This window comes from Paenibacillus sp. Root444D2 (genome assembly GCF_001426375.1).
In the GTDB taxonomy this organism is placed as follows: Bacteria; Bacillota; Bacilli; order Paenibacillales; family NBRC-103111; genus Paenibacillus_E.
The window spans coordinates 1,129,521-1,142,163 of the sequence record NZ_LMEO01000045.1; the positions used below are offsets into that span (position 1 = coordinate 1,129,521).

Consider the following 12,643-nt stretch of genomic DNA (forward strand, 5'->3'; position numbering starts at 1 on the left):
TCCCGAATATCGGGAGGGTTAATACATCACTCACTACTAGCTTGCGGCACCACATTTTGCTTATATTTCAACGAAGGCACCATAATGAAGACCCCAACTAAAAATAAAGCAGCACTCACTAGATAAATCGTTTCAAGCGAGAAGGAAGCCTTAATACTTCCGGCCAAACTCATCGTGATGACCATAGCTCCCATAAACAAAGGATTTAGAATACCATTCACGCGACCCACGAATGATTCCTCTGTGTTGCCAAGAATCATCGTATTGATACCAATTTGGATAGCGGGCATGACGAGACCGGACAGGAATTGCATAACAAGTGCTACCCATAACAGATGTGTCATACCAATGACTGCAAACGCCACGACACTTACGGACATCCCGAGTATAAGCAGCGCTTGCGACGACATTTTTTTGGAAAAGCCCATCGTCACGCCTCCGCCGATAATCATCGCGACACCGTTTGTGGCCATAAACCATTGTAAGTTCTCTTTAGGCAAGCCTAGATTTTCTGTAACCAGAAAGATGCCAAGCGGACTGATTAGTCCAATAGCAAGACCGGCAACGGCAAAGCAGCCTCCCAATGTGACTAGCATTTTATTCTTCAGCACATAGCGGAAGCCTTCGCCCATCTCAGCAAAAATATGCGTGGAGGGTCCTGCTGATCCTTTTTCAGCTTTACGGTCAGATGGTAGAAACGTTAGTACAAGAGCTGAAAGCAAGAAGCAAACTCCCATAATCGCTATCGCGACTTCGATTCCAAAGGTATAGTACACGAAAGTCCCCATAATTGGGCCCAAAATCATAAAGATAGCCATCATCGATTGAAACAATGACATCCCCATTTGCATTTGAGATTCGTGCACATGAACCTTGAACAGTTTCATCCCGGACGGTTGAGAGAATTGAGACAGAATGGACGACACTAATGTGGCAAAAAAGATCGCCTTCCATGAACCATAATACAGGGTAACCATAATGACAAACACCGAGGCAGCGCTGAGAATATCGCACCAGACCATCGTAAGCTTAGGTCTCCATCGATCCGCAAAGGCACCGCCAATGAAAGAGAAAATAAATATCGGTGCAAACTCGGCAACGGAAATCAAAGAAACCGAGTAAGGATCGTTATTCGTCATGTCAGTAACATAGAGGAGAATCGCGAAGTTACGAATCCAAATCCCGATTTGGAGGAAAAGACCCGATAACATAATGGACTGCACGAAACGATTGGCAAAGAAAGAACGCATCGTTGGCGCAGAATTAGATACAGCTTGTGACATAGAAAAAAACACCCCTTCGTCAATAGATTGGTCATTAAAACGTCAACTGCATTCCGACGTAACCGGAACCAAGAATGTTTCATGAACCTCATCAAATGTAACGAAAAAGGTGCCTAACGTCTAGTGCAATTTGTCATATGACCGGTCATAAATTGAAATGACTTAGCGTCCATCCCTCGACATGAGCAGTGCCGCGCCTACAGCTCCTGCGGAGGAACCAAGAGCGGATGTTACGAATCGGACCGGGCTAAGAATCGAAGGCAGGCAGCGATCCTCGATGACTTCACGCATCGGACCTAGAAGCGGCTCGCCGATGTGCGAAGCTCCGCCGCCAAGGATGACCACCTGCGGATTGAGCAGGTGGAGGATGCTCACGAGCCCGATGCCGAGGGCTCGTCCCGCTTCACGCAGGATGCCGCTCGCATCGGCATCCCCTTCCGCGGCTGCGGCCGCGACTAACCGCGCATCAACGCGGTCTGGGTCGCCTCCCGCAAGCCTCGTAAGGGCGCCGGCAGCGTCGCCGTCGCCTCCCGCAACGCGGCGCACGTGCTCAGCGCCGCGGCGGCCTATGGCAGTGCCTGACGCGTAGAGCTCCAGGCACCCCACATTCCCGCAGAGGCAGCGCGGCCCATTTCCATCTATGGAAATGTGGCCGAGCTCCCCTGCGTTATGGTTGACTCCGGCGATCAAGCGGCCGCCGGAGATGATGCCCCCGCCGATCCCCGTGGAGATCGTCACGAAGATACAGTCCGGCGCGCCCTCGCCCGCGCCGGCCAGCCATTCGCCGACCGCTGCGGCGGTGGCGTCGTTCTCGAGCCGGACCTCGCAAGCGAAGCGGTCCGACAACACGGCGGCGACGGCAACGTCGCGCCAGCCGAGATTCGTGGCGAAGGTGACGACGCCGTTCGCCGTATCAAGCGTGCCCGCGGTGGCGACGCCAATACCGCGGAGAGCGCTGCGGCTGCCGGGCACAGCCGCGAGAATCCCCTCGATCAGGTTACCCAGTCGATCGAGTACAGCTACCTCACCCTGCTGCGCAAGGGTGGGGATCTCTTCTCTTGCGATGATGCTGCCATCGTACGCAACCAAGGCGGCCAACATCTTCGTGCCTCCAAGATCTACCCCAACAAAATATTCTCGAACGAAGACATCTTGTTCTTCTCCGATGTTGCTGTTATCCTTTACAAAAACATCCTGCTTATTGTCTTGCTCCAATGTCATCTCTTTTTCCCCTTTCCCCATCAATCCAGTCTCCAACCAAGCGGATACTCCTCCGACAATGTCACAGGCAGCCTTCCAACCGCTTTCTCTTTCCCAAGAAGCACATTCGCCAGAGAAACCATCGCAAGCGGACGGTTTTCATAACAAGCATAATAAGTCTTTACCTCAGGAAATTCAAGTAAATCATAAGGATTTCTCCCGGCAGCCACGATAACATACGGCTCTTTCCTTTGAACTAATTCTTTAACCAACCTGGTTTGTCCTGCTGAGAATGTTGCATTATATGTGACAATGACAATTTGCTTGTTACCCTCACAAGCTTCCAGAACCGATGCTATCTCCGTATCCGAAGGATATAGCCCCAAGTAAACCTCCTTAATAGGCTTTCCGGCTATCTCAGATAAGACACTGCCCAGTGTCCCGCTCCGTTCCACAACTTCATCAATCTCAGTTCCCGTTTGTACTTCCGTCCAAATGACCAAGGTTGGCTCGTTCAGATCCAGCACTTTGCCTACTTCATCCTTAACCCGTGTAATACTTTTACGGCTCAATTCTTTGGCGAGCAGTTGATGCTCGGGTGTAGAGATAGGTTCGGTCGGGATGGGTTCTAACGTATCATATCGAATCTCTCGCTTATATTTATAGGTCATAATCCGCAGCACGGACTCATCAATTCGCGACTCCGGAATCCGTCCACTTTCCACCGCAGCAATAACCGCTTCAATGGCAGACACTTGACGATCCAGTGAATGACTAACCAGAATAAGATCCGAACCAGCCTCAATGGCACGAACAGCGCCTTCCGCCACACCAATCCCTTCTGAGATCGCCTTCATCTCCAGGCAGTCTGTTACAATTAACCCTTTGAAACGAAGCTTCTCACGAAGCAGCTCCGTTAAAATGCGATAAGACAACGTCGATGGAACGCCATTCTCTTCTAGTGCCGCGAAGACAACATGTGCCGTCATAATCGCGTCTACACCCCCTTCAATCGCTTTAATGAAAGGGGCTAGCTCAAGCTCCATCAATCGCTCCATACTATGCGGAACAACGGGAAGATCATGATGAGAATCCTCTGACGTATCACCGTGCCCTGGGAAATGCTTGACTGTGGCTATAACACCCATATCCTGCAAGCCTTTCACCGCATGTGTGCCCATATCACCCACTAGCGCAGCTGTTTCACCATAAGAGCGTACGCCGATAACAGGGTTTAATCGATTATTATTGATATCTAAACAAGGGGCAAAGTTCATGTTCACGCCCATTTGGCGTAGTTCTTTACCCATCACTTTTGAACTGGCATAAACACCTGCTGGCGCAAAAGCAGCCCCTAAAGCCATGTTCCCCGGCAGCAGAGTTGCTCCTTTTTCAATACGGGAAACCATACCTCCCTCTTGATCTACGGCTATGAATAACGGCTGTCCGCCGCTGCGGAGACTCATCGCTTGCAATTCGGCTGACAAATGAGCCAATTGGTGTGCATCTTTTACATTTCGACGAAAATAGATGACTCCGCCAATTCCGTATTTCTCAATTAATAGGGTAATGGACGCATTTGGTTCCAAAGATTCAAAACCGCAAATAAACATTTGACCCACTTTTTGACGCAAGGTTAAAGGATGTTGGTTATTGCGCGATGAAGATGACATGAATACACGCTCCTTGAATGAGTGAGTTAAGATTTAATGCTTTCAATGATACGTTTCTGCAAAATAAAATAGATCAGCACGACGGGAATAACACTAAACATAATTGCCGCACAGAGCGAACCGTAGTTCATATTCAATTGGTCGTAAAAGGCTACCATGCTCACAGGAAGCGTCCTAAACTTTTCCTTCGCTAGAAACAGATTGGCCATCATAAACTCATTCCAATTGCTGAGGAAATTGAGCATAAAAACCGTGACGAGTGAAGGAATCGTAATTGGCATAATGACTCGCCACAAAAGTCCATAGATCGATAATCCATCCATGATTCCCGCTTCTTCTAACTCACTCGGTATGGATTTCAAAAATGCACTAAAAATAAACACAGTCAAAGGTAAACCCATCGTTATATAGGGCAGGATTAAGGCTAGCGGTGTATTGTATAAGTGCATGCTGCGAAGCAGCATATATAAAGGAACAAGCAAGGAACCCGCGGGAACTAGCAATGCGAGCATTAATATACGCTGCAAGAACTTGCTTAATCGTGGGAATTCCATTCGAGTTATGGCGTACGCCGTTGCCGTACCAAGAAACAGAGTTGCCATGGCGGATATCACAGAAATCACCAAACTATTCGTAAAATAGTGACTTACATGGGCTCCAGTCCAGGCATTCCAATAATTCGAAAAGGAGAGTTGTTCTGGAAGGGACCACGGCGAGGCAATGATTTCTTTATTTGTTTTAAAAGAGGAGTTCAATACCCAAAGAAGAGGAAACAAAATAACGCTTATGTACAGCATGAGAACAACATGCAGGAAAACACGGCGATAGGGAATTCCCTTCAATATTGCACCTCCTCCTGCTTCCTTATGAACCAGCCAAACAAGGAAGTTAACATGCCGGTTAAAAGGAGAATAAGTACGGCAATACCGTTTGCATACCCATATTCACCAATGCGATAAGCTTTTTTATACATATACGTGGCCATCACTTCTGTAATCCCATACGGATTGCCGCCAGTCATCACAAAGACAATATCTAAAGCCTTCATAGCTCCAGTAATCGATAGCAAAATCATGACCATGATAACAGGACGCAGCATCGGAAGCGTAATCGACCAAGCCTCACGCAGGCTTGTCGCCCCATCTAACTCAGCGGCTTCCAAGATATTTTTGGGGATCCCATAGATCGCCGATAAAACCAGCACGACATAGAATCCAACCCATTGCCATGCGTTGGTAACAAGCACAGAGAGCATCGCTGTCGCTTCCTCTGCTAACCAAACGTGCTGCCAAGTTATTAACCCTACAGCTTCTAATGCTTGATTGAGCAGCCCCGCCTGTGGGTGATAGATGAACCCCCATAATACGCCGACCACAGCTGTAGAAAGAACTGTCGGGAGGAAAATCATCGTTTTGTAGAAGCTAGTCCATCGCCTAACTTTGCTTACCAGCAGGGCTAAACCGAGTATAAAGGGGATTTGCAATCCAACAGAAAAACCAATGAAATACAGATTATTCCGCACAGCCATCCAGAAATATTTGTCCTGAAAAGCAGTAACGAAATTATCCAAGCCATTAAATCTCGCCGGCGATACTCCGTTCCACTCCGTGAAACCGTAGCGCAGCGACATGATCATGGGATATAGGAAAAAGATCACGAATAGCAGCAGTGTCGGTAACGTAAAAAGCGCATAAGCAAAAGGGTTTCTTCCTATCTTATTCATGTCTCATCCTACTATTTCGTATGGGTTTCTTCCTTGTTCGAAGCCTCTTGCTGCTTCTGTATGTCTGCCATTAAGGTGGCTGGGTCAGTTCTTCCGCCTATTAATTCTTGCATACCGCGCTCCAATTTTTCTCGAACTTTCGTTTGAATGCGTGAGTCGAATGCGGGGAAAGCACCTTTACTGCTTGCAAATACATTCAAAATTTCCGTTATGAGCGGGTTTACATTGCTCGTATCCTGCAGCTTCATGGCAGGTGGCATACCTTCTTCGACAAGCTGTCTTTTTTGCATGGATTCGTTATACATTTGCCTGATAAACTCCTTGATGGCCACCAGCTGATCTGGCGTCACTTTTTTAGAGAATCCATAGGCATTAGACCATCCTCCATTGATATAACCATCTCCTGGCCCCCCCATATCTGGGAAACTCATGAAGCCTACATCCTTTACGATGGATGACTTCTCAGGGTCAAGCAGCGGCGTATTCGCCCAACTGCCATCGAACATGAATGCCGCTTCACCGCTGCTAAATTTATTTTGTTGCTCGGCATAGGCCAGTGCTAAGCTGCCTTCTTGGAGATACCCCTTTTGAATCAACGTATGATATTTCTCAAAAGCATCCACAACATCCAGATCTGTCCATCGCTTGCTTCCATCCAATAAGCCCTGAATAGAATCTGGCCCTGCCGTACGTACCCACATCGTATTGCTCATCATGTTAATGACCCATGAATCTTTAGCCGCCATTGCAAAAGGCGTTATTCTTTGAGCTTTTAGTATCGCGGCAGCAGCGAGCAGTTCCTCCCACGTTTGAGGTGGTTTTATGTGATGATCCGCCAAAATCCTTTTGTTATAGTACAAGCCCTCGACGTACCCTGCCATAGGAATGCCATAAATTTTACCGTTAACCGTAAACTCCTCGAAGCTATAAAACTTATTGATTAATCCAAGCTCATTCAGTATTGGCGTAAGATCAAGCAGCCTGCCCGCTTTGACGTAATCCTTCGTATCCGTTCCGCCAAACAAGTCGAATATTTCCGGTGGATTCCCAGCTGCCATCTCCGCTCTCAGCTTTTCGAAGCGATTGACCTTATCCTCTACTCCATCTAATGTAATCGATAAGCCTGGCACCTTCGACTCCGTTGCTTTCACTACATCCTGCAGCATTGCGAAGCGCTTCTTCTGCGTATCTTTCACCTGCGTATGACGAAGTGTCAGTAGGATTGGCTCTCCTTTGGTCCCCGCGGGGTCGGGAGTCTCGCCAGCATGAAGGTTTTGTTCATTGTTCGAAGTTAAGCTGTTGCAAGCAGACACGATGAACGTTATAGCCACTATCGCTGCTACCGAAATCAACGTTCCTTTTCTCATCTTTATTGATCTCCTTTTTGCTTGCCATCTAAGTATAAAATAATGGTTGTTTGTCCTAAAGACCCACAAATTCCTAATAAAGGGGCAAAATCCTCTACTTAGCTTCTTTGCGCTTTTCACGAAACTCCGATGGAATCTCGCCGGTAAACTTTTGAAATACTTTGGTAAAATATCGCCGTTCGATGTATCCTACTGATTTTCCGATGTCCGTAATACTTTTATCACTATGGAGCAGCATCGATTTCGCCAATTCCATCCGATGTTTCGTGACATATTCAACGAAGGTTTCTCCAAAATGCTGCTTAAATAATAAACTAAAATAACTGGAGCTAATCCCTAGGGTACTCGCTATATCCTCGATCCCGAAATCATTTGAATAGTGAGTTCTTATGTATTCCTTCGCCGCTGTCATAAGCAGCTCGCTGTTTTTCTTCTTATTCGACCCTTCCAGCCCAATTGCTACAAGCTGTACCATAACCTGAAGCAAATGTTGAATGCTCTCGCTCTTGTCCAGCTGACACCAGATCTGTTCTTCCTCCTGATAATCAAGGGAATTCATTTCTCGCAGTTCGCGGAGTAGATGAAGAATAAGGAAATGCAGCATCTGATAGGCCCTGGCAAAAGAGCTGTCAGACAAACCTTCAAGCAGTAATCTCAAGCGCTTTAAGGCATCCTCCGTTTTGAGACGGTTTAGCTGTTTAAGTCCTGTTACAATTTCTTCTACCAAATACCATAAGGAGATGTTCGCATCAGCGGGCTCTTTGGACTCTTTATACAACAGCACGGATTCCTGCTTCCCCAGATTAAGCTGCATGAATCGCTGAAGCTTCCGATAGGCCTCAGAGAGCTGACGGAGTCCAACAGCTGCCGGGAAGATGCCGACACTAATGTCTAATTTAACCGATTGGGAAACGTTATGCTGAAGTTGAGCTGCTATTTCATTTAACTTCACCAATGCGGCGCTTTCGCCCTTATCGTCCCATTGTATGATGACACACCACTCGCCTTCGCGGATCTGGAGTACCGTAAACTTCAATTTTTCATCCGCTAACGAATCTTGCAATACATTTCGTACCGCGAAATTCCATAGCTTCCGCTCCTGCTCCGTCCAAGGCAGTGATTTCTGTGAGTAATCATCGACATCGATCATCGCAAATAAATAGGTCAACATTTCAAGGTCCATATCATCAATCGGAAGCAGCGTCTTCGGCGTAATTTCCGTATAATTCATCAAAACGTCCTGCAGGATCTTCTCATAGGCCAAATTTTTCATTTTGCCCCACTTTTGCTGCTCCTCTTGCTCACTTCGCTTCTTAACCCTGATTTCATTCGCCAACTTGCTTATAGAATTCTCTAACTCTTCATAGTTAATAGGCTTCAGTATATAATCGCTCACGCCAACTCGCATCAACGTGCGTACATATTCGAAATCCTGATAACCCGTCACCATAAGCACCGTACAATCGTAATTAATATCACGCAGCTTCTGAACGAACGTAATGCCATCCATTAGCGGCATACGAATATCACTCATAACCAGATCCGGTATATGCTGGCAGCTAAGCTCCAGTGCTTCCACTCCGTTTTTGGCCGTTCCAACGATATCAATCCCTAGTTCATTCCAAGGAATAACCGCCTGCAAATTACGCAAAATGTTAGGCTCATCATCTGCCAATATCGCTTTTAGCCTCATAAGCCTTCCCCCTTATTTTTTGGGATCAATATCTTCATCGTCGTACCGTGACCTTCTTGACTGCAGATGAACATGCCATAATGAGCGCCATATTGGATCCTTATACGATCAGCTACATTGCTGACACCAAGTCCTCTTCGCTCTTCATTCGCGCCCAATATTTCGTGAAATGGCGTCTCTAGCTCTGTTTTATAATGAAATTTAGCTAATTTCTCCGCACTTATACCGACGCCGTTATCCGTGACATAAAGAGCAATCCGTTCTCCTTCATCCACAACCTTTATGGCGATCATGCCCATATAAGCAATAGGTTCAAAACCATGCTGCAAACTATTCTCTACCAATGGTTGAAGAGTAAGCTTGAGAATGCAATAATCCAACAGCTCAGGCGGAGCTTGAATGTCATATTGAAATTGATCTTCAAAGCGGAATTCCTGAATTTCGAGGTAGCTTTTCAGATGCTCAAGCTCTTGCTTTAGTGAAATTTCTTCTCTATTTTCCATTCCAATCCGTAACAGATTCCCAAGTCGATACACCATTTGGCTGACTTTCTTCCCTTGGTTTTGGATCGCTAACACATTGATGGATTCCAGTGTATTAAAAAGAAAATGCGGCTTGATCTGGGCTTGCAGCAGCATAAGCTCAGCCTTATTTTTACGGTCCTGCTGACGTTTGACTTCTTCCAGAAGATCCTCTACACGCACAACCAAGCTGTTGAATCCTCTCGCGAGAGCGGAGGTTTCATCCTTACCGCTTTCCTCCATGCGAGTCGTCAAATCGCCGCGTTCAACCTTTTTCATTGAGGAAAGCATTCGTAGAATCAACTGAACAATTCGTCTTACGAAAACCAGATTGTACACAAGTGCAAAAAATAAACAGACGAACGTAATCCCAGCGACCAGCTTCATAATCGTCTCAATTTCCCCAGCCACATACTTCCATGAGGTGATCGACACAACGCTCCAATCCTGAACACCCATCTGGTTAATATTTAAATGATAGAGGGAAATTAAGCTTTTTTCATTCTGAAAATTAGCCTGGAAACTGTTATTGTTTAGCTGCAAATCCAATTTGCCAGGCAGCAGCTGCAGCACATTGGCACCTTCTAAATTTTGCTTATTATCATAAAAAATTAGTCCGTTTTTGTTGACGAGTAAATAACGCTTAGAGCTTTCCTCATTCGTGTTGAAAGATTTGAAAATTTGATCAAGCTCATTGAATCTGAACTTCAGCAGCATGAACCCCAGGTTGTCCATCGTCCAGAAATCTTTGACCAATCTCGCTTGATAGAATTCCCCGCGGCCCGTCCCGAACTCCTTATATTCGGAAGGTCCAATCCAGAGTGGACTTCCGTTCAATTCCTGTATGTGCTGGAATGCGGTACTTTGCGTCAGCGCTGTCCACGGCAAAGCGTTTCCACCCCCGCGCCCCGCACTAAACGATTTGCCTGCATTATTATAAATCGCGACGGATTGCACAGGTGAATAAGTCAATATAGAGCCGCGCAGCAAGGTATCAAAGGTATTCAAGTCATAAGACGAGAGCGTGTTTTCATTCGGCTTCACCTCATCGATCGTTCGATAAATCCCCTGAATGCTCTCCTTTACCATCCAAAAGTCCGAAAAATAATTGGCTTCCTTGAACATGTAATAAATATTACGGGAAATCGCCTGTAAAGTGACCTCGGTTAAATCGCCGTACTTCTTCTCAATTAGCTGCTGAGATACCGTATAAACAGCGGAACCTAGTACGAACAAAGGAATAATAATGAACATTAAAAAACCGATAAACACTTTTTTGTTCAAATTCATCGACGAGGCAGACTCCTTCCAAACCGAATCAGGCACCATCCTAGTGTTGGCGCCTTTACACTGCTTACTATTGATTATAAATGCCCCGCATTTTATGCTCCTAGGGATAGGTTTGGATGCTATAGGGATAAAATCCTCTACTCATTTAATAAATGAATCTCAGGTTCCACGATGACCTCAACATTTCCTTTTAAAGCTTTACTGATCATACAAGTCTGCTCAGCACGATAGGTCGCTTTGCTTATTTTATCCGTAATCTCTTGTGAAGGTTGAGCTGGGATACTGATTCGCGGTCGGTGAATAATTTTATCCACCTTCATCGCCGGACTGTTATGGACGAATATCTCTGAGTTTAGCTCGATTGTTATAATGCCTTGACGCTTCAGCAGCATGCCCAGTGTAATTAAATAGCAGGTCGCTGCCGCGCCAAGCAGCATCTCCTCCGGATTCGTCCCTATGCCAGGACCATCTAATTGGCTTGGCACTGAGATAGCCGAGACTAGGTTACCTGCTCGGATGTGACCTGTGCCGTCTAAGCCTCCGGACCACTGCGCTTTTAGTTCAAAACGATGCTCGCTCATAGGTTTTTGCGCCTCACTTTCATCTATTCCTTCGTGTCTGAGTTTATTGCCGTTGAAGAATTTTGCGCTTGCGTGGCCTTCGACTGACTTTCTTCCCCGCTGCTGCTTATATGTAGACCAATAACCCCTAAGATGATGAGAACAATAGAAAGCACCTTTAGAGTGGAAACTGATTCATTGAACCACCAAATGCCGATAATCGTGATGAGTGCTGTCCCCACACCAGACCATATGGCGTAAGCCAAACTGACATCGAGCTGCTTTAGAGCCAGCGTCAATAAGGTGAAGCATAGAATATAGCAGATGCCCATAACAATAGCCGGACCTATTCTTGTAAAGCCAGACGACATCTTCATAGCCGTCGTTCCCACGGTTTCAAATAGTATGGCCAGCAGTAAAAAAGTCCAATTCATATTCCAAATCATCGCAATCATCCTTTACGTATAAACTGTTAATTATAATTGTAAAGGAATGCATTGGGTTTCACCAGTAAGCAAAAAATCGCTCTCATTCCTGGTGTCAGGACGGGAACGATTTTATTTTTTGGCAATAGAAAAAGGCCATCCTTATCCCTAAATTAGATAAAAACAGCCTTATACTTGCTATCATTGATATCTATGAAAATGCATAATTAATGTGTTGGAATCAAAACAATGAAAGCCCTACCTCTCTTCCATCCTTGCGGCTCCAATGACCGCGCCAGTACGAATTGCTTAACAAACACCTGCTGCCGAAACACTTGACGTAGCCTCGGGTTTACCATAAATGAGCTGATTTTTACTGCACATTGGGAGAAAAACAAACAAGGAGAGGGGGTTACTTTCTTCTCGCTAATCGTTCGTGTGGGGTAAATGAGGTTTGGTTTTAAGTGTTTATATGGTTCATTTCAATCAATTCATAAATTATATATGGAATTAGATATAATGTCAACATATAAATATTCATATTTTTCAACATTTTTTCTTTTAGCATTCGTACACGCCTCTCCACGGGGATACGCTTTTGCTTAGCCCATCAAAATGCAAACCCTAACTTCACCATCAAACAAGTTAACCTAAACTCACAATCACAGCATATAACCTAACTTCACAATCACAGCATATAACCTAACTTCACAATCAAAGCATGAAACCTGACTTCACCACTTAAAACGTGAAAGCCTAACCTCATACTTAAGACAGAGTTACCTGCCATCGGCCAACGTAAATTCTAAAGTTTAAGGCTGCTACTATCTCTTTAAAGAGTCTTATGATATTATCTGTTTAAGTAAGCAGACAGGGAATACATAGAACAATTGGTTACACAAGACTCA

At 45.6% G+C, this 12,643-nt stretch carries 10 protein-coding genes; all 10 read right to left on the minus strand.

What is annotated here, in order from left to right; translation table 11 throughout:
• Nucleotides 1-26 precede the first annotated feature (26 nt).
• The gene (locus tag ASD40_RS26225; RefSeq protein ID WP_057306062.1) at nt 27-1,283 is read right to left on the minus strand and encodes an MFS transporter; all 1,257 of its coding nucleotides are present in this window, start codon (nt 1,281-1,283) and stop codon (nt 27-29) included.
• A gap of 162 nt (nt 1,284-1,445) precedes the next feature.
• Nucleotides 1,446-2,525: an ROK family protein gene (locus ASD40_RS26230; RefSeq protein WP_082562458.1), complete on the minus strand. Its 1,080-nt coding sequence runs from the start codon at nt 2,523-2,525 to the stop codon at nt 1,446-1,448.
• On the minus strand, nt 2,525-4,156 hold the full coding sequence (gene nagZ / locus ASD40_RS26235; protein ID WP_057306063.1) for a beta-N-acetylhexosaminidase: 1,632 nt from the start codon (nt 4,154-4,156) through the stop codon (nt 2,525-2,527). The genes ASD40_RS26230 and nagZ overlap by 1 nt, the downstream gene beginning before the upstream one ends.
• A gap of 26 nt (nt 4,157-4,182) precedes the next feature.
• Entirely contained in the window at nt 4,183-4,998 is an 816-nt protein-coding gene (locus ASD40_RS26240; protein ID WP_235549385.1) for a carbohydrate ABC transporter permease, read from the minus strand.
• A complete protein-coding gene (locus tag ASD40_RS26245; RefSeq protein WP_057306064.1) occupies nt 4,995-5,879 on the minus strand; it encodes a carbohydrate ABC transporter permease in 885 nt (294 codons plus the stop codon). The genes ASD40_RS26240 and ASD40_RS26245 overlap by 4 nt, the downstream gene beginning before the upstream one ends.
• An 11-nt stretch (nt 5,880-5,890) precedes the next feature.
• Nucleotides 5,891-7,246, minus strand: coding sequence for an extracellular solute-binding protein (locus tag ASD40_RS26250; RefSeq protein WP_057306065.1), 1,356 nt, complete (start codon nt 7,244-7,246; stop codon nt 5,891-5,893).
• Between the two features lie 94 nt (nt 7,247-7,340).
• On the minus strand, nt 7,341-8,939 hold the full coding sequence (locus ASD40_RS26255; RefSeq protein WP_057306066.1) for a response regulator: 1,599 nt from the start codon (nt 8,937-8,939) through the stop codon (nt 7,341-7,343).
• Nucleotides 8,936-10,750 (minus strand): cache domain-containing sensor histidine kinase, encoded by a 1,815-nt coding sequence (locus ASD40_RS26260; RefSeq protein WP_057306067.1) that lies wholly within the window; start codon nt 10,748-10,750, stop codon nt 8,936-8,938. The genes ASD40_RS26255 and ASD40_RS26260 overlap by 4 nt, the downstream gene beginning before the upstream one ends.
• A gap of 137 nt (nt 10,751-10,887) precedes the next feature.
• Complete coding sequence (locus tag ASD40_RS26265; RefSeq protein ID WP_057306068.1) at nt 10,888-11,331, minus strand: OsmC family protein; 444 nt, start codon at nt 11,329-11,331, stop codon at nt 10,888-10,890.
• A gap of 23 nt (nt 11,332-11,354) precedes the next feature.
• Nucleotides 11,355-11,756 (minus strand): DMT family transporter, encoded by a 402-nt coding sequence (locus tag ASD40_RS26270; protein ID WP_235549386.1) that lies wholly within the window; start codon nt 11,754-11,756, stop codon nt 11,355-11,357.
• Nucleotides 11,757-12,643 lie beyond the last annotated feature (887 nt).